Origin of the sequence: Hathewaya massiliensis (genome assembly GCF_902143515.1) — a bacterium.
GTDB classification, from domain to species: Bacteria; Bacillota; Clostridia; order Clostridiales; family Clostridiaceae; genus Hathewaya; species Hathewaya massiliensis.
Window position 1 is genome coordinate 659669 of the sequence record NZ_CABFVD010000001.1, and the last position, 20238, is coordinate 679906.

Below are 20238 nucleotides of genomic sequence, written 5' to 3' on the forward strand. Positions count from 1 at the left end.
CATTAAACTTCCTCTGATAACTCCATTAAATATTTTCCGTATCCTGTTTTTAAAAGAGGTGTTGCAAGTTCCTTTAACTTTTCCCTGTCTATCCATCCCATTCTATATGAGATTTCTTCTAGGCAAGCTATATAAGTTCCTTGGGTGTTTTGTACTGCCTCTACAAAGTTTGAAGCCTTTAACATGGAACTATGACTTCCTGTATCAAGCCAAGCCATGCCTCTTCCTAGTAAATCTACTTTTAAGCTTCCTTCTTTCATATACAATTTATTTAAATCTGTAATTTCAAGTTCTCCTCTTTTGGAAGGCTTTAAGGTTTTAGCCTTTTCTATAACCGTATTATCATAGAAGTATAATCCTGGTACTGCATACTTAGATTTTGGATTTTCTGGCTTTTCTTCAAGGGATATTACTTTATTGTCTTTATCAAACTCTACTACTCCAAATTCTCTTGGATTTTGAACATAATATCCATATATTATAGCCCCTTCTTTTAAACTAGCTCCTCTTTCTAAATGCCTTCCAAAACTTTGTCCCCAAAATATGTTATCTCCAAGTATTAAGGCAACATTATCTTCCCCTATAAAATCTTCTCCTATAATAAAGGCTTCTGCAAGTCCATTGGGGTTTTCTTGTACTTTATAGCTTATGTTAAGGCCTAGGTCACTGCCATCTTTAAACAGATCCTTAAATCCTCTAAGATCTCTCTCTGTGCATATTATTAATACTTCTCTTATACCTGATAACATTAAAACTGACATAGGATAATATATCATTGGTTTATCATAAATTGGAACCATTTGTTTTGACATTGCCTTAGTTACAGGATAAAGTCTTGTTCCTTCTCCTCCAGCTAGTATTATTCCCTTCATAGTTTACACCTTCCATTGTATAAAATAACTTTCTATCTTTAATTTTTTCTTCTTTTTACACTTCTCTTCCCAAAAAAACTTCCTAAAAACCTTGCTGCAAAGTTTGGAATTATATTTAGTATGACCTTATTATTCTTCTCTTCAAAAGACCTTTTTAACACATACTTTAGTAATTTCATTCCTGATTTATTACTTTTATAATTTAATAGGTAATTGTTTTCTTGAAGAAATATTCCTGTTTCATAATATCTTTTATATAGCTCTTTTAAGGTAAATCTATGGGAATGAATAACTTCTGATTCCGCACAGTATTTTATTCTATATCCATTTTGTATTAGTTTATAAGCTATATACATATCCTCATTGGTATTTAAAATCTTTTGATCATACCCATTTAGTTCTATAAACACATCTTTTCTTATGGCTGAAGATGCATCGGAGAAAAAGAAGGTCATAAATCCTAAACTTTTTATACTGTCTTTGGTTACTATTCTGCTTTGTTTTGGATAATTCTTTTCCCTTATATATTTCTCTATAGTATTATTATCACAGATTTGTCTGCTAAAAGCAGCCTCACTTTCCCCTACTGCTATAGGCTTTGTAAGGTTATATAGCCACATTTTGTCTTTAATCACTACATCTTGAGTTATAAAAACTAATATATCCCCTTCTGCATCAAAAGCGGCATCTTCTCTAGTCTTACTGTGGGAGAACTGTGATTTTAAAATCTTTTTATAGTTACATCCTAATTTTTTTAAGATTTCCTCTGAGTTATCGCCACTATCTGTTAATATATATTTTATAGAGCATATGTGAACTCCTTCTTGTTTCATTAAAGAGCTATGTAAACTTTCTATAAAATTTTCTCCATTATATAAGGGACATATAATAGAAATCTTCATATTTCTCTCCTTTTTATAAATAACTTTTTAAATAGAACTCTATTAATAGTTATATTATACGATGTTTTAAATTAGCTAATCTATTTTGTGTTTATTCCATAACTGCTGAATTATGTTAAAACATATTATAATTAAAATATAATTAGTTGATATATGTCTTATAATTGGACTCTCTATTAGGTTTTGTATTAGTATAAAGACTATAAAAGATAGAGAGTAGCTTAAATATTTCATCTCTTCTATTTTATCACAATTGTTTAATTTTTTTACCCTTCTCATGGTAATAAAAAATATAGGGATTATAAATAAGGCTCCTAATACTCCAAAATCTAAAATTATATCTAAATATCCATTATGTGCATTTACAGGAAGTCCTCCATAAAAGGTTGCTACAAAGTTTACTGAATAAATATTATTAGACCAATATCCTGTGTATCCATAACCTAAAAGTGGCTTTGTTTGTATTCCTGCTAGACAACCTTTCCAAATAACACTTCTATTAGTAAGGGTAGGATTTCTTCCAATTGATCCTAAAAGCTCTACATACCAATTAGGTTGATTTACGATTAAATATACAAGGAAAAGAACTACTGGAACTATGCTGTATATTAAAAGCTTATTAAACTTCTTATATCTAGTAAGTATAAGGAGAAATATAAAAACTCCTAATAGCAGCATAGATGTCATACTTTTACTTAAGTATAAAAGTATTGAAGCACCTATAATGTTTAATATACATAAATTCCTTAGTTTCTTATTATTTTTTAAGTTTAATATAAACCACAAACATAGGGTAATTGTCATATTCATATAAAGTCCTAGAGTATTTCTATGTTTAAATATGCCCCTTATAACAAAGGAATATCTCTTTTCTTCTAGATCAAAAATAAAAGGTGCCCTAAATATTAAACATAATAAATTTATAACAACCATAAGGGTAAACCAAATTAAAAGAATTTTAAAAACCTCATCTTTTTTAAAGTTTTTTCCTATATATATTGCTATAATAGTGGTTCCAAGTAATAAAATTGAATTTTTAAAGCTTTGTCCCCTAGCTTGAGACCAAATTACAGTAATTATACTATATAAGCATAATATTAAAAACATAAGGTTAACATCTTTTATATCCATTTTTAATTGCTTCTTTTTTATAAGAACTACAAAAAGAAGGATTGGAAATAAAATTATGTATAAGTTTTTTATTATTTTAATCACTGAAAACTGATCTACAAAGGCTATGCTTGATGAAAATAATAACAACATAAAAAATATTATATATTTAATTTCATTTTTTTCTAAAAAATCCTGAGCTTTTTCTATGTTCTTGTGTAAAATTTCCATATTATTACCTCTCTTTTAAAGATTTCTTATCTTTTAGAGATTTCTTACTTTCTTCATAAGCAAATCTTTATAGTATTTAAACTCTTTATTCCTATAAAATAGAATAACATATGTTAGGTTTATTATGATTACATTAAGTATACAATTTAATAAAAAGTTTAAAAGTTTATTGTGTACATTTAAGTTATTACATGCAAACCTAGTTAGAATAAAGGGAACTACTGCATAAAATAGATATACTATATAGTATTTTAAGTATTCTATAAGCCCTTTATTAAATACATTATTAAATACAATCTTAGGTTTTATCCAAAATACCACGGATAAATTGCTTATTAAGGTACCTAAGAATATACCTACTAACCCCATTTTTTCTGCTAGTATTATAGAAAAGACTAAGTTTATAATTATTTCAAATATGGGTGCATATCTATCCTCATAATATAGTCCTGCACTTTCTTTAAACTTATCTACGCACATTCTCATAGTTGTTATATAAAAGTTTATAAGTAAAACTATAAGGACTTTTCTATCCAATATAAAGCCTTTTCCTAGCCATAATTCTATAAATTTATCTATGGCATTATAAAGTGAAATTCCTACAAAGGAAGATATCCAAAAGTTAAAAAAGAATAACTTTTTAAATACTTCAAAGGATTTCTTTTTATTTCCCTCTGCTAGCATGTTTCCTATACTTGCTGCTATGCCGTCAAATATCTTATTTATAAAGCTTTGACAAAAACCTATAACTAGATTGTAATTTGTAAACATAGTAGCAGTTTTAAAGTTAAAAAAGTAGGGTATTAATATGTTATCCGTGCTAAAAACTACAAAACTCCCGATTTTATGTATAAATAAGGCTTTTATATTTCTAATTATGTTTCCTTTTTCTTTTACTTCCTCTGTTTTTGTGGTCTTTAGCCAGTTGAATTTTTTATCTACTATGTAATTTATAATTATTAAATATCCAATATTAGTTACTACCTGTATAAGAATAAATACAATAAAGGATTTATAAATATAAAGTATTCCTATCTGAATTGCTCCCCTTAAAAATTTAAAAATAAAATCCCAAAAGGAAATTAAATATCCATTTTCACTGGCATATAAAAGACAAGTTTTATATGAGAAATAATAAGTTAAAGTTGTATCTATTATATAAATTATAAAACATACCTTAACATATCTTATATCTATTTGCTCTTTTACAAAGATATAAAGGAAGTTCGAAAGAATTATTCCACTAAAAAATAGTATAGTTCCACAAACTCTATATATTTTTGAATACAATGTAACTATACTTTTTATTTGAACTTTATCCCCTTCTTTAAAGGGTTTATATAAGGAAAACATTATAGCCATGCCTACGCCGGACTCTATTAAATTTAAGAAGTTAAGCACACCTTGTAGCAGTCCTTGAAGTCCTGCCATATCTTGTCCTAAAATATTTATAAATACTTTTCTATTTACAAAGGTTAAAACCATTAGAAGAGTATATGTTACTATACCATATATAACATTTTTTCTTGAATGTTTAACTCTCATTTTTTTCACCTTTTTTTCTAAAAATCCTATACATTAATTTTGGAGAAACTAATATTCCTAGTGAACCTACCTTAAATTTAAGTTTGCTCTTTTCACCATTAGCCTTAAATCCTTTTAAATAAGCTTTTATTTCTCTATTGTTAATAAACTCTAAAAGCTCCTCTTTATGTTGTCCACTTTGTGCAACCTTTGAAAAAATCCTCATTATGGATTGGGGAATTGCATACTCCCTCAGAGATTTTTCAACTTCCTGACTTTTATAAAATTCTCTATTATAATTTAAAATCTGAAGGTTTGATTTATGTAAGTCAAAATATTCTTTTCCACATCTTTTAGTAACAGAACTGTTTCTTCTTAAATAATAAACTAGGGATTCTTTTATGCAAGCTACTTTTTTAGCATTCATAAGTGCTTTTATTATAAATACTGTATCTTCTCCAAATTTTAATTCTGAGTCAAATCTTAAGTTTTTCTCTTTTAAAAACTCTCTTAAATAAAATCCTGAAATAGCACTAATATAAATATTATTTTGAAGCATCTTAGCTGCTGCTTGTACTCCCTCTATAGGTGAATCTATGTATTTATGAACTTTAAAAGGTATGCTTCCATCCTTTTCATTTACATGAACATAGCCACAAAAGCTTATTTCAGCTCCAGAATTTTCAGCACAGTGATACATCTTTTCTAGAAGGCTTTCTTCTATATAGTCATCTCCATCTAAAAAATAAATGTATTTCCCCTTAGCTTCTTCTATGCCTAAATTTCTCGCCTTGCTTACACCTTCATTTTTTTTATTTATAATTCTCCAATTAATAAGGCTTTGATCTAAAGTATCCTCTACAACTTGAAGGCTTTTATCTGTAGAACCATCATTTATAACTATAAGTTCAAAGTCTTTAAAACTTTGAGACTTTATTGATTCTAAGGTTCTCCCTATATAGTTTTCTACATTGTACATAGGTACTACAACAGAAATTTTAATATTCATATCTGCTCCTTACAACTTTACAGCTTATAATTTAGTATTTATACCTCTTATTACTTATTACTACTTACCTCTTACTTCCTACTTGTTTATAACCTATAAATTTAACTTCATAATTGTCTTTCTAAGGGTTCTATTTTCAGATTCAATTTCAAATACTTCATAATAATCCGTAATATTTTCTACCATTCTTATATCCTTAATTAAGGTATCTAAAGCATCTCCATAAGGAGTTTCTTCTATTAAGCTTATGCTCTTTTTAAAATCCTCAACAGAGCTTCTGGTGCTCCCTGTAAGAGTAAGCCCTTTTTCTAAGATTTTTCTTGTGTTTATCTCTATATTATTTTCTGCAACTCCTGTTAAAACTATTTGTCCACCAATGTTAATTACATCTATAATTTCATTAATAGCAAACTTGGAGGAGTTTCCTCCAACACATTCAAAAGCTATATCTATATTTTCTTTTTTTATGTTATGATCCTTTATATAATAGGTTTTATGGCTTTTAAACTGCTCTAGTTTTTCTCCATTTTTACCTATGGATATTATTCTGCTATTAGTATTATTTACTAATATGGAGCTTAATATATACCCTAGTATCCCATCTCCCCATACTCCTATTACTTTGTTATTTAAGTCCCCACACCTTCTCATAGCTGATATACCTACAGAAGTTAACTCAGAAAAAACCGCCTTGTGAATAGGAGTACTCTCCTTAAAAGGTATTATATTTCTAACAGGGAAAGAGAGGTATTCGCAAGAAAATCCATCTACATTACTAGAAGCAAACTTAGCAAATGGATCATAGTTTTCTCCAAGAGAAGAATCTTCTAAGAAAGTTCTCTTTGAATGATTTAACTTACTTGAAAAAATATTAGGTACCAAAACCACCCTTTGACCCACTTCAAAAGTTCCTGTAGGATCTTTTATAACAACCCCTGTAGCTTCATGAATTAATCGCATAGGGTATTTTAAACCTAAAACCTTTTTATCCCTTTTGCCCATATAATACCTTAAATCCGCCTTACAAATTGCACCCATTTCAACTTTTACAAGAGCATGATTTTCTTTTATTTTTATATCTTCATAATATATTTCAAAAGTCTTTGGAGATACTATTTTAAACCCTTTGCTAAGCACCTAATCTCCCCCATTCAAACTCCTTAGTTTACTTAGTTTCTATTCTTAACGTAGTGAATCAGTGATGAAGTAATTTTCATATCAACATTTTGCTACAAGTTTTAGTTTACTTCTAGTTTTCCTAGTTTAATTACGGACTTTAAAATTAGTAAATCTTCAAAGGTAGTTACTTTAAAATTAAGCTTATCCCCATTTACAAGATGAACCTTATGTCCTAATTTTAAAACTAACTGACAATCATCTGTTGCCTCTTTAATATTATTATTTAAAGCCTCTTCATGAGCTTTTTTAATTAAGGCATATTCAAAACTTTGAGGTGTTTGCCCTAAGTAAAGTTCCTTTCTCTTTGGAACCTCTTCTATTTCCTCTCCGTTAAGGCTCTTTATTATGGTGTCCGTACTTGGTATTACAGTATCCACTGCTTTGTATTTTTTAGTAAACTCTATATTTTCCGTTATTATTCTTTGAGATATTAAAGGTCTTGCAGAATCATGAATTACAAGAATGTCATCATCCTTACAAAAATCCTTTAAGGCTTCTATGCCCTTAAATACAGACCCTTGTCTTGAGTCTCCCCCATCTACAATCCATTTAACCTTTGAAATGCCATACTGTCTTATCCATATTTTCAAATCCTCTTGAAACTCTTTTTTACATATTACCGCTATATAATCTATGTCTTGATTTATGTCAAAAGCTTCTATGGTATGTATAATTAGAGGTTTTCCGTATATATCTATAAACTGTTTTGGAGTATCACTACCCATTCTTGTGCCACTTCCACCTGCTAATATAATTCCTATATTCATCATAGTCCCCTCCTATTTCTTAGTTTATATACTATTTAAGTAAAAACTCATCTACAAATCGCTTACTTGAGTTTCCATCTCTATATTCACAAAACTCTGTAGAAAATTTTATTATTCTCTCTATATTAAAACTATTACACTCTATTTTATTTAAGTTTTCTATAACCTCTTCTGTGGTCATAGCTATATTACCTGGTATAAAGTCCTTATAGTCAAAATAAAAATCTCTTAGATTATTTTTATATTTTTCATAGTCATAGGCGAAAAATATAATTGGCTTTTTTAAAAGTGAATATTCAAAAATAACGGAAGAATAGTCAGTAATTAATACATCCGATACCATCATAAGATTATTTATATTTTCTTTTGAAAAATCAAATACAAAATCCTTTAAATCCTCTTCTATAACATAAGGATTTCTTATTATAGGATGTAATTTTAATAAAACCACATATTCTTCTCCTAAGGCACTTTTAAGCTTTCTAAGATCTAATTCCATATTAAAATGCTCTTTTTCATCATCTCTAAAAGTAGGGGCATATAATATTATTTTTTTACCCTTATTTTTAACATTCTCCTTTAGAAATGTACTTTTTACTTTTTCTATATAATCTTCATTAAATAAAGGATCTGTTCTTGGTATTCCTAGAGATAATATTTTTTCTTCTTCTACTCCTAATGCCTTTGAATATATGCTTTTTACCTTATTTGAGCTAACTAAAAGATAATCTATATTTTTTCCATCTTTTAAAAATCTTTTTATTTCTTTATCTGTCTTTGCAGAGTCTATACCAAACTTTTTAAAGGCTCCCATGGCATGCCAAGTGTTTATCATGGTTGTTCCACTTCTCTTTTTTAAAAAGTGATAATAATGATTATTGGTTATCCAATACCTTGAAGTGGCTAAATAGTAAAGATGTTTTAAGCTTCTTGTGTGTATTACAGTATATTGTACATTCCCAATATGCTGAATATCTATATTAACACCTCTATTTACTGGAATTATAATTTCTAGAGGTAATTCTCTTCTTTTTATTTCTTCGTATATGTATAATAAATTACCATAGAATCCTTTGCCGTAATCACATTCCATAATCACTCTATTTTTCTTTATAGGTAAAATTTTTAGTACATTAAATACTATAGATGAAATTATAAATATTATCTCCCTCATAAGCCTACTCTTTCTTTTATTTAAATTTCCTTTTTAAAAACTCTTTTATCTTGCTATACCAATTGATTTTTTCTAAGTTTACTACTGGAAGCTCCTTAATTTTAAATCCTTTTTTATGTACCCAAACATTAAATAATCTCTCACCTAAAAAGCCATATACTCTACTTTGATAACTATCGTAATTAGAAATATCTATGCTCTCTTCTAATTTAAATAAAATAGAAAATAGCCATTGACAATACTCATCAAAGTCTTCTTTTTTCATTATAAACATGTTGTATAGGTGTAGCTTTGTTCCACTCATTACATAGTCAAAACTTTCTATATAATCCTTGTGATCTTCTTTTATTATTTCTTCTACTTTTTCTAGGTCTTTAAATTCATGAGCATGTTTATAGTGTGATTTAATGGTTTCTATAAAATAATTTCTTTTTCTTGGAAGTATAATGTCATAGTATAAAAAAATATTTTTAATTTCTTCCTCTGTTAAAATCATATCTAATCTATGTTTCCTATTCAGTGTTCTTTTTATAAATGGTTTTGAGGTAAAGTATCTCCTATAATGACAAAGCCCGATATACTCACATTTTAAGTTTTTATATGCCCAATAGATACCAGTTAATTCGCAATAATTTTTATTTTTAACAGATATATTATCTCCTACGTTATCGCCCATATAACCTAGATCTAACTTTCCTTCCTTACCTACATGAAGAGGAACATAAATAGATTCTTTGGGCATTTTATATTTTTTATGTGTTGCTACAAGTATTTTAAAATCCATTATTCTCTAAACTCCTCTTTTACCTTATTTAAGGCAACTGCTATGACATTGTGCATATCATAATATTTATATTCCGCAAGTCTCCCACCAAATATAAACTTCTCCTCTTTGTCTGCTAAGCTTTTGTACTTCTCATATATATTAATGTTTCTCTTATCAAATATAGGGTAATAAGGTTCATTTCCTTCTTCCCATTCTATTGAATATTCCCTTGTTATTACGGTTTTATTTCCTTCACCAAATTCAAAGTGCTTATGTTCTATTATTCTTGTATAAGGTACTTCTCTATCTGTATAATTAACCACTGCATTGCCCTGATAGTTCTGCTCTTCTAAAATTTCTGTTTCAAACCTTAAAGTCCTATATTCTAAGACTCCAAATCTATAATCGTAAAATTCATCAATCATTCCTGTAAATAAGACTTTTTTACATAAAGAGTTTAACTTTTCTCTTTCTTTAAAATAATCCACATTTAACTCTACATCAGAGTCTTTTAAAAGTTTTTCTATTAAGGGATTATATCCCCCTATAGGGATCCCTTGATATTTATCTTTAAAATAATTATTATCATATGTATATCTTACTGGAAGTCTCTTTATAATAAAAGCCGGAAGTTCTACACACTGTCTTCCCCATTGCTTTTCTGTATATCCCTTTATTAATTTTTCATATATATCCGTTCCTACTAGAGATATTGCTTGCTCTTCTAGGTTTTCTGGATTTTTTCCCTTTAAAACCAGTTTTTGATTTTCTATTTTTTTCATGGCTTCTTTTGGAGTTATAACTCCCCAAAGTTTATTAAAAGTATTCATATTAAAAGGCAGGTTATATATTTCTCCTCTATAATTTGCTATGGGAGAATTTACAAAGTTATTAAACTCCACAAACTTATTTACATAGTCCCATATTTCTTTATTACTGGTATGGAAAATATGTGCTCCATATTTATGAACATTTATTCCTTCTATATTTTCACAATATATATTTCCACCTACATGTGCTCTCTTATCTATAACTAAACACTTTTTACCTCTCTTAGTAGCTTCATGTGCAAATACAGCACCATAAAGTCCAGCTCCTACTATTAAATAATCGTATTTACTCATGTAAGGTTTCTCCTTTAGTCTGCTTATTTTACTTTGCTCCATTTCCTTTAAATACTTCTGTAAAAGTTTTAAATATAATTTTTATATCCATTAATACGCTTCTATTATCAATATACTCCATATCCAGCTTAACTCTCTCTTCATAAGTAGTATTGCTTCTACCATTGACCTGCCAAAATCCTGTTAATCCTGGTTTTACACTTAAAAACTTTTCTGCATATTTTCCGTATAACTCTAATTCTTTTCTAATTACAGGTCTAGGTCCTACAATGCTTAAATCCCCTTTTAATATATTTAAAAGCTGTGGAAGCTCGTCAAGACTTGTCCTTCTTAAAAAATGACCTATTTTTGTTATTCTAGGATCATTCTCTAACTTAAAGTTTTCGCTAAATTCTTTTTTTTGTTCCTCTGGCAAAGTATCTAATAATTCTTCTGCATTTGCTACCATGGTTCTAAACTTGTATATTTCAATATCCTGCCCTTTATAGCCAACTCTTTTATGTGCAAAAAACACAGGACCTTCTGAATCTTTTTTTACTATTAAACCTAAGATTAAAAATACTGGACTAAATACTATAAGTCCTATTAATGCACCTATAATATCTATAGTTCTCTTTATAAAAAAGTATAAAAAGCTCTTTCTAGAAGCTTTATGATTACTTATTATAAGCTTAGGTTCCTTAGTTTTTACTTCTAACACCTCATAACCCTCCTTATAAGTTAACTAAATTATTGTAAATTTATAATAGTAAATGTTGTAATTTTATTAATATTTATAAATTACAAATTATAAAGTATAATTTATAATTTTTATTATAAGTTTATTATTTACTTATTGAAATTTCACTATAATTATATCATATTTTCATTTTTATTTTAATTAAATTTGTAAAACAAAATGGAAATTTGTACCTTTAGTTGAAAACCTAAAGGTACAAACTATTTATTTTTTATCTTTATGAACACTTTTAACCTCTTCTGGATTGTCAGTCAATAGTTGATCTAAGTTTCTTTCAACTATTTGATGTATTACTATATCAGGTTTCACTTCTTTAACTGCATTTGCATGAAAATAATGTGTCCACTCATAAACTGATTCACTAAAATGTTCTGATATATAAGGAATCATGTTTATGGTAAAAGAATCTCTAAACATTAAAAGTTTAGGAAGTGATTTATTTGGGTTTTCTAATACATAGCCATTCATTAATCCATACTTAGGCTGCATATTAGGAATAGCCTTTTTACCATCCTTATGGTTTACTAATACATATTCATCTCCATAACTTTTAGATAAACTTAGCATATTAGCTAAATCTCCACCTTGAGCCTCTCTATGTTCTTTTTTTATGTCAAACTTATCTAGTTCTAAAGGTTTTATAGTCGGAATATATTTGTGGATTTCTTCTGTTAAACCCTTATATCCAAAATAAGCCCCTAATTCATTCCAATGGGTATCTGTTTTAAGATACAATATTTCTCTTTTTTTCTCTGCTTTTAAGCTTTCCCTAAGATCTACCACATCTATATGAGAATTTTTTCTTAAATATTTTAATAGTTGGTCTTGTCTGCTCTCTTCACTTACCTTTTTATATCTATCATTGTAATACTCTGGATATATAGTTTCTTTATTTGGTGTAATAAGTAAAATAAAAGGAATCCCTTGATTTTTAAGCCAATCTCGTCTTTCTTCTAGATTGTTTTTTATTTTTGAAAGTTCTGCTTCTGTAAACTTAGAAGTTCCCCTATACAGATCCATTGAACTTTTTTCACCTTCAACACCATAAAATAGCCATCCTTCTTTTCCTATAACTACTTTATTTGTAGGAGATGAGTTAAACAATTTAACATCTATAAAGCTATTAGCCTTTATTAAAAGGTTTCTAAGCCCAAAATTATCATCATAAAGCGCTTCAGCTTTTCTTATCTTCTTATTTAATCCTTCTAAATTCTCATTTTGATCTATATTTAAGGCGCCTCGTTTTTCTGTGTTTTCAGCATCTTTCATACCTGATAGTAAAAATAAATTAGGTGCATTTAATACAAATATAAATGACATTATAAATATTACTTTTGATAAACTTAGATTTTTCCTATTTATAAACTGATAAAACTTAATTATAGAAACAGTGATAGTTAAAATTAAAAGTGATATATATAAAATTACGTTATAGTCTGGCTTTGAATTAGCTATAACTTCTCCCATGGTATCGGCAGATATATAAGCATCTTGCCCCCTAGGGTGCATTTTTAAAACTTCATCTTCTACTTTTAATGTTTCTATTTCTTTAGATACTTCTTTAAAATTACTTTTTATATCTTCTGGTTTAAAAACTAGCTTTTTAAATGGAGTCTTTACTACTAATTTTTTAACTTCAATATCTTGGCCTGTGCCTCCAAAATGCACTTTTAGTCCTTTTAGTTTCTTTGTCCCTAACTTAAAAGGAATATTTTTAAATCCTTCAGACCTTGGTACAGTTATAGAGGTTGCCATTTCACTGTTATATACCTTAACATCCTCAGTAGTATAAGATACGACAAAAGTATTATCTACAGTGTATTTTGTAAGAAGTTCTACTTTTACTACTGGTCCAAAAACTCCCATATATAGCTTTATTACTAAAGCAGAAACTATTAAAGTTAATATCATTATTTTTAAAGCCTTCATAAATTTAAAATTCTTCATATTAAATTTCACCTCCTAAAATCTAAAGTATATAAATGGATTATAAGTAGATGCTGCTAAGGATATAAGTGATATTATAAATACTATCATAGCTACTACATTAACTAGGTTATAGTATATTTTAAATCTCTTTTCCTCAATTTTTTTATTTATATACTTTAATATAGGTGTTGAAAATACAATTCCTAGGATTAAAATAACTATACTTTTTCTATCAAAATATAAAGATGGATAATATATGCTATTTGATTTAGTAAAGAGGAACATCTTTTTAACATATGTAAAGGCTGCTCCTAAATTTTCCACCCTAAAGAATACCCAACCTACTATAACAACTACTATAGCATATATATATCTTACTGGTTTCCAAGCTCTATTTAATAGGCTTCCAAGTTTCCATCTTTCAAGTATTAAAAAGGCACCATGATAAGCTCCCCAGAATATAAAGTTCCAGCTAGCTCCATGCCATAATCCTGATAGTAAAAATACTATTATTTGATTTATGTAACTTCTCTTTTCTCCTTTTCTATTTCCACCTAGAGGTATGTACACATAATCTCTAAACCAATTTGTTAAAGATATATGCCATCTCTTCCAAAATTCCTTTATGGACTTTGCTATGTATGGATAATTAAAGTTTTCTAGAAAATCAAAGCCAAAGATTTTACCAAGACCTATAGCCATATCAGAATACCCTGAAAAATCGTAGTATATTTGAAGAGTATAGCATAGTGCTCCTAACCAAATTAAAGCTGTAGATATATTTTGTGGTACTATTTTAAAAATATCATCTGCTATGGCTCCCATTCTATTGGCTATAAGAATTTTCTTTGCAAATCCTAATATAAATCTTCTAATTCCATATGTAAACTTTTCTACGGTTATTTCCCTTTTTTTCATCTGTTCTGCCACATCATGATATCTAACTATAGGACCTGCTATTAACTGTGGGAAAAATGATATGTATAGTGCTAAATCAAATATGTTCTTTTGAACCTCTGCATCATCTCTGTATACATCTATAGCATAGGACATACCCTGAAAAGTAAAGAATGATATCCCTATTGGAAGGGTTATTTTTCTTATACTAATCCCACCTGATATGTTCATAAAACCTAATATACCATTTATGTTATTAACTAAAAAATTAGCATACTTAAAAAATACTAAAAAAGAAAGATTACATATTACAGCTAAAACCAAGTAGACTTTCTTTTTACTAGGTGTTTCACGATTTTTATGAATCCATAATCCAAAGTAATAGTTTATAACTATGGAAAGTAACATTAATAATAAAAACTTAGGCTCTCCCCATGCATAAAATAGAAGACTTACTATTAATAATAATATATTTCTAAGATCTTTTCTTATTAAAAAGTAAGAAGCAATTACCATGGGTAAAAAGACAAATATGAAAATAGCTGATGTAAAAACCATTATTTTTTCACTCCTCTTATATGAGTTTAACCAATATATTATACCATGATTTTTATATAAAGTTAATTCTAAAACAATCCCAGATTCTGAGTAAGCTTCACGTAATTTAAATAAGATATTAGTACATATACTAGTACTTTATAATATAAAAAAATAACTTGCAAGAAGAAAATAGCATTGTTAATAAACTTAACATCTCTCTTATTAACAAGTATTGCTATTACTTTTGCAAGTTAAAGTTTTTGCCACTTAAAATTTATATAATATTTCGCTCTTATTGTTAAACGCCTGGTATACTAAAGCATACAATTTTAATATAATTTGGTATGTATTAATATAAGATATTAAATATCTCCATTAATTAACTTTTCAAAATTAATCTCTTCTAGTTCTTTATTAATAGTCTTCTGTACCTTTGATAGAGTAATGTGAACAACGCATTCTCCATTTTTCTTAGCCGTACAAAGTTCTTTATCATATAGACAACGATTTACATATATAGGACCCTCAATAGCTTCTATAACATCCTTTAAGGTTATATGCTTTGGTTCTCTGTTAAGGGCATATCCACCATTTACTCCTCTATAGGATGTTAAAATCCCGGAGTTAGTAAGTTTTCTTAAGAGTTTTAAAAGAAACCTTAAGGGTATAACCTCCCTATCCGAAATGGTCTTTGCATCAATTTTTTCTCCATATCCTAGGTTCGCCAAGAATAATACAACTCTTAAGGCATAATCCGTTTCTTGTGTTATTCTCATTTGTATTCTCCAATTCTTTATTACTTAATAATACTTATTTTATTCTTAAATAATACTCATATTCTATACTGATTTAGTGCACTTAAAATATACTATTATTCTTAAATATTGTCAATATATTATGAAATATTTAAGAAGATAGCATAATTGTAGAATTTTAGTTTTATCTACTTTTTACTTAATTTTAAATTTGGATTTTGTAATTTACTATTGCTTAATTCTAAAACTTAAATATGCTTATAGCTTTTTCAAGTTCCGTAGCAAGTTTTGTTAAGGATTCTGCAGACTTTGATACTTCTTCCATGGAAGCTCTTTGTTCCTCAGAAGATGCCGCTACATTTCCAGTATTCTCGGAGGATTCTTTTGATACATCTTCCATAGAATTTATAGAATATGACATAGTATCTACATTTTTCTTCATATTATCTACTACATAGTTTACCTTATTTATCTTTTCAGATACTTCATTTACAGAAGTATATATTTTAGAAAATGCCTGTGCTGCATTATCAGCAATAGTCATTCCAGTCTTTACTTCTTCCATGCCTCTTCCCATATCATTTACTGCATTGTTTACCTCTGTTTGTATTTCCTTTGTTATGCTTCCTATTTCTACTGCGGCATTCTTGCTTTCTTCTGCAAGTTTTCTAACCTCTTCTGCAACCACAGCAAATCCTCTTCCATGTTCCCCTGCTCTTGCTGCTTCTATAGCTGCATTTAAGGCTAAAAGGTTAGTTTGTTCTGAAATAGACGTTATAAGAGAAATTATATCCCCTATTTTATAGGATTTTTCTCCTAAATAATTTACAGTAGAAGCTGCATTATTTACAGATTTATCTATGGTTCTCATCTGATCTATTACCTCAATAATAGCCTGATCCCCTTCACCTGCTATCTTAGAAGTTTCTAGTGAACTACTATATACCTCTTTCGTACTAGAAGATATTTCTTCTATGCTTAAATTTAACTCATTCATTATTTTAGAACTTTCTATAGATATCTCCTCTACCCTTTCTGCCCCTGATGCAATCTCTAACATGGAGTCAGATATTCTATCTACAACGGCTTGGTTCTCCTCTGAAATAGCTGTAAGTTCTTCAGAAGAAGATACTACTTCCTCTACTATTCTGTATATTTCTAATATAATTCCTTTTAATTTTTCAGCCATTGAATTTAAATTTCTAGTCATTTCCCCAATTTCATCTTTAGAGTTTACTTGAACCTTTTGAGAGAAGTCTCCCTCTGCCATATGTTGTGATAAAAAGTTAACTTTATTTATATGTCCTACTATATATTTTACAAGTAAAATTATTAATATTATTATGATACTAATTGATATTAAAGTTAAAATTACTATCTTATTCATTAAGGATATTAAAGAATCATTTACTTCACTAGTAGGCATTATTATTGCCAATTTCCATCCAGTCTCTGGTATAGTTTCGCTGTATACAATTTGCTCTTCACCATTGTTCTTAAATGTAAAACTAGATTTCCTATTTGTTAATATTTCCTCTGATTTTTTTTGAAGCTCCTTATCTGTATCATTTTTTATATTAATCTTCATAATCTTATTTTTATCTTTATCTGATAAGTACTGACCTGAACTTGTAACTAAAAATGCTCTACCACTTTTACCTACTTTTATGTTCTCCACTAATTGCACTATATTATCAACATTAACATCTCCTGTTACTACTCCATTGAAAGTATTGTTATCATCATAAAATGGCATACTAGCTGTGACCATAGTTACATTTGTAGCGGCGTCTTTATATACATTAGACCAGGTGAGCATATTATCAGATTCTCTACCAAGTCTATACCATTCTGACTCCTGATACTTATTATCTTTTTTTGAATAATCTACTGACACTATGTAATCTTTTTCTCTATATGCATAGGGTGCAAATTTTTGTAATTCTTTTTTATATTTGTAATCCTCAAACCAAATACCCATGCCGAAGGTATCTGAATTTAATTCTATATTTCTTTTTAGATATTCTTCATAATTCTTCTCAGTATCTTTACCATTTACACCTACTACTTTTGCTATAGATTCTACCATTCTACCATGACTTATTAGTTTAGATCTTATGTCATTTACGTTATTATTTAGAGTTTGATCTAGCTTTCCATTTATTTCTTTTGATAGTAGCTTTTTGCAAGTATAAAATGTTAATATAGATAGCATAATAAATAAAATAACTAATACAGGTATGAAAATACATAATATTTTATTTTTAAGACCACCTTTTAAATTTAGGGATATTTTTTTCATAATATTTTCCTCTCCATTATGTTATATATATTTTTTATATTATCGAAGTATTTTGATGTAACTTTAAAATATCCTTAATTATTTACTAGAATTTTACATAATTTTAACGTAATCAACCTATTTTTTGTATTTAAAAAGGCCATATAGCATTTTAAACTATATGGTCTTTGGAATCTATATTAAATCTATTTTAATTTATAGACTGTTATATTCATAGTTAAGATTAAAACTTACATATTATGAGGTTTTGATTAGCAGCATTTTTCATCTTTATGGTGTTTACACTTTAACTCACAAGGATTAATTCCCATATCAGCCGCTTGCTTTTTAGCTAAAGCCTTTATAACTTCAGCAATTGAATTTTCTTTTATTGTATATCCACACATGATATTCTTTAATACTTGAGATACCCTCTGAAGTTCTTCAACAGTTGGTGCTGATGTGTTTGCTGGTATAGCAAGTATATCTGCAACTAACTCATTACAAAATAAATCTGCCATACATTGAATTATACTAACCTCTGATTCTAAAATAACAGCTATTGATTGTTGTTCAGTTAAAACTGGTGCAGTAGCTCTATATGCCATTTATTTTACCCTCCATTTATCATTTTATTTACATTTGCAACAAGAACAATCTCTTTCTGATCCTACTATATCTTTATCTACTACTATTTTATCTGCAAGTGCTTCTACAACTTCTGCAATAGCACATTCCTTACATCCATATGAGCAAAGAATTTGCTTTACAAGTTCTGCTCTCTTTTCTATATTGCCTGGTACATTTCTGTTTATAGATTTTAAGAATGGCACTAATCCTGGACCTACCACTCCCGTAGTTGGGTTTCTCTCCCCACAAAATAATCTAGCCATACATTGTATTAAACCAGCTTCTGATTCTATTATCGCATCTATACTTTGTTGTTCAGTTAAATTTGCTCTTAAAACATCTGGAAATGCCATCTAACATTACCTCCACATTTTAGTTTATTAGTTTTTATAAATTATTTGTTTGTTACTACACTATTAGTATATGAATCTTTCTTAAGGATGTTACTCTTATTTATTATTTTTTTATATATCCACTCTAATATTCCACTTCTTTAAGGTGAGAATAAAGAATGGTTACGTACATTTATAAGGATTTCAAAGCTTCAGAGGATCAAAGATTTCCTATGAAGCTTTGAACTTACTTTAAATCTCATCTATTTTTTCTATAAATATAGATGATACCACAACTTCTGGATTATCTGCAGGGTCTAACTTCTCTATTTTTATATCTCGAAGTTTATTTCTATTAATTAATTTTAAAGTTGAGTTATTTTTCTCAACTTTAATTATAACTTGACCAAAATTAATAGATGAACCCGTTTCTGCACCATATCTGCTTCCTACAACGGGAGCTCCATTTAATTCTAAATCTAAAATTTCTTTTGCGTTATTATCAAAATAATACGTTACTTCATAAATCCCCGTTTCTTCTATTATGATAGTCTCTCTATTATTATTAACATCATGAGTAATACCTTTTAATATTCCATTTCTATTAAATGGAATGGCATCCCCAACTGGAATATCAATTTCTGTATCTTCTTTTAATAAATATACATATCCATAAGCCGCTTTCACTTTTCCTCCATTCTCATCACATACAATACTCCAACATAAATCCTTCCATCCACAGTTACATCCCTTGTTTGAACTCATCTATAGCACCTTCTATATTATATTTAACATCTTCTAAAAAGTGGTCCATTGCAACCTCTACAACGGTGATCATCGCAGTCTCTTCTATCATCGCATTCTTCTCTATCATCTCTGTTTCTTCTATCTTCCCTACACTCTCTATCGCACCTGCTTCTTCGCTCATCCCTATCATTGGAATTTCTTCTATCTTCCCTATTACGGCAGTTTCTTCTATGATCCCTATCTTCCCTATTACGGCAGTCTTCTTCATCATCAGATTCTCTTTCATCATTTACTTTTTCTAACTTTGCCAATGCTTTTAACAGTTTAGCTAAAGAGCAATCCTTCTTAGCATAGGCACATAATAACTTCTTATATAGGATAACCTTGTCACTGGTTGAAGGTAGCCTATCTATTTCTTTTGTAAGCTTACAAAACATGTCTTCCATACATCCCATAATCTTTTTTTGAGATTTTAAAATATCACAGATAGCATCTTCTATACAATCTTCATCGGAGTCATCATGACAGTCATTGTCAGAATCATTATGACATTCATGATCCCATTCATCGTCACATTCATCATCAAAATCATGTTCACACTTATCATGATGTAAGCTATTTAAATTATCTCTACGATCTTCATACAAATCCTTAGTAACACTATCGAATAAACTATCTACATCTCTTTTTCTACTCATTTTGTTTTTACTCATTTTATCACCATCTACTT

At 28.4% G+C, this 20238-nt stretch carries 19 protein-coding genes; all 19 read right to left on the reverse strand.

The annotated features are described in order from the left end of the window. Window positions 1-2 precede the first annotated feature (2 nt). A complete protein-coding gene (gene rfbA, locus FNZ64_RS02975; protein WP_142413384.1) occupies window positions 3-872 on the reverse strand; it encodes a glucose-1-phosphate thymidylyltransferase RfbA in 870 nt (289 codons plus the stop codon). Between the two features lie 38 nt (window positions 873-910). Further along, a complete protein-coding gene (locus FNZ64_RS02980) occupies window positions 911-1774 on the reverse strand; it encodes a glycosyltransferase family 2 protein (RefSeq protein ID WP_142413385.1) in 864 nt (287 codons plus the stop codon). Between the two features lie 75 nt (window positions 1775-1849). Then, window positions 1850-3115 carry an O-antigen ligase family protein gene (locus FNZ64_RS02985; RefSeq protein WP_142413386.1) on the reverse strand — a complete coding sequence of 422 codons (1266 nt, stop codon included), beginning with the start codon at window positions 3113-3115 and terminating at the stop codon, window positions 1850-1852. A gap of 33 nt (window positions 3116-3148) precedes the next feature. Further along, the gene (locus FNZ64_RS02990; protein WP_142413387.1) at window positions 3149-4660 is read right to left on the reverse strand and encodes a lipopolysaccharide biosynthesis protein; all 1512 of its coding nucleotides are present in this window, start codon (window positions 4658-4660) and stop codon (window positions 3149-3151) included. Beyond that, the gene (locus FNZ64_RS02995; RefSeq protein ID WP_142413388.1) at window positions 4650-5648 is read right to left on the reverse strand and encodes a glycosyltransferase family 2 protein; all 999 of its coding nucleotides are present in this window, start codon (window positions 5646-5648) and stop codon (window positions 4650-4652) included. Before FNZ64_RS02995 ends, FNZ64_RS02990 begins: the two co-directional genes overlap by 11 nt. A gap of 93 nt (window positions 5649-5741) precedes the next feature. Next, window positions 5742-6785: a zinc-binding dehydrogenase gene (locus FNZ64_RS03000; protein ID WP_142413389.1), complete on the reverse strand. Its 1044-nt coding sequence runs from the start codon at window positions 6783-6785 to the stop codon at window positions 5742-5744. 101 nt (window positions 6786-6886) lie between these two features. After that, on the reverse strand, window positions 6887-7597 hold the full coding sequence (gene ispD, locus FNZ64_RS03005; protein ID WP_243129179.1) for a 2-C-methyl-D-erythritol 4-phosphate cytidylyltransferase: 711 nt from the start codon (window positions 7595-7597) through the stop codon (window positions 6887-6889). 28 nt (window positions 7598-7625) lie between these two features. Then, entirely contained in the window at window positions 7626-8768 is a 1143-nt protein-coding gene (locus tag FNZ64_RS03010) for a CDP-glycerol glycerophosphotransferase family protein (protein ID WP_142413390.1), read from the reverse strand. A 16-nt stretch (window positions 8769-8784) separates the two neighbouring features. Further along, window positions 8785-9552, reverse strand: coding sequence for a DUF4422 domain-containing protein (locus FNZ64_RS03015; RefSeq protein WP_142413391.1), 768 nt, complete (start codon window positions 9550-9552; stop codon window positions 8785-8787). Continuing rightward, complete coding sequence (gene glf, locus FNZ64_RS03020) at window positions 9552-10658, reverse strand: UDP-galactopyranose mutase (RefSeq protein WP_142413392.1); 1107 nt, start codon at window positions 10656-10658, stop codon at window positions 9552-9554. Before glf ends, FNZ64_RS03015 begins: the two co-directional genes overlap by 1 nt. 28 nt (window positions 10659-10686) lie before the next feature. After that, window positions 10687-11358 carry a sugar transferase gene (locus FNZ64_RS03025; protein WP_142413393.1) on the reverse strand — a complete coding sequence of 224 codons (672 nt, stop codon included), beginning with the start codon at window positions 11356-11358 and terminating at the stop codon, window positions 10687-10689. Window positions 11359-11601: 243 nt separating this feature from the next. After that, window positions 11602-13344, reverse strand: coding sequence for an alginate O-acetyltransferase AlgX-related protein (locus tag FNZ64_RS03030; RefSeq protein ID WP_142413394.1), 1743 nt, complete (start codon window positions 13342-13344; stop codon window positions 11602-11604). A 15-nt stretch (window positions 13345-13359) separates the two neighbouring features. After that, window positions 13360-14781, reverse strand: a complete 1422-nt coding sequence (locus FNZ64_RS03035) for an MBOAT family O-acyltransferase (RefSeq protein WP_142413395.1) — start codon at window positions 14779-14781, stop codon at window positions 13360-13362. Between the two features lie 344 nt (window positions 14782-15125). Next, window positions 15126-15539: an RrF2 family transcriptional regulator gene (locus FNZ64_RS03040; RefSeq protein WP_142413396.1), complete on the reverse strand. Its 414-nt coding sequence runs from the start codon at window positions 15537-15539 to the stop codon at window positions 15126-15128. Between the two features lie 220 nt (window positions 15540-15759). Beyond that, window positions 15760-17820 (reverse strand): methyl-accepting chemotaxis protein, encoded by a 2061-nt coding sequence (locus FNZ64_RS03045; RefSeq protein WP_142413397.1) that lies wholly within the window; start codon window positions 17818-17820, stop codon window positions 15760-15762. A gap of 251 nt (window positions 17821-18071) precedes the next feature. Further along, a complete protein-coding gene (locus FNZ64_RS03050) occupies window positions 18072-18407 on the reverse strand; it encodes a hypothetical protein (protein WP_142413398.1) in 336 nt (111 codons plus the stop codon). A 24-nt stretch (window positions 18408-18431) separates the two neighbouring features. Then, the gene (locus tag FNZ64_RS03055) at window positions 18432-18782 is read right to left on the reverse strand and encodes a hypothetical protein (RefSeq protein WP_142413399.1); all 351 of its coding nucleotides are present in this window, start codon (window positions 18780-18782) and stop codon (window positions 18432-18434) included. Between the two features lie 231 nt (window positions 18783-19013). Next, window positions 19014-19526 carry a BclA C-terminal domain-containing protein gene (locus FNZ64_RS03060; protein WP_142413400.1) on the reverse strand — a complete coding sequence of 171 codons (513 nt, stop codon included), beginning with the start codon at window positions 19524-19526 and terminating at the stop codon, window positions 19014-19016. Between the two features lie 23 nt (window positions 19527-19549). After that, window positions 19550-20221, reverse strand: a complete 672-nt coding sequence (locus FNZ64_RS03065; protein WP_142413401.1) for a hypothetical protein — start codon at window positions 20219-20221, stop codon at window positions 19550-19552. Window positions 20222-20238 lie beyond the last annotated feature (17 nt).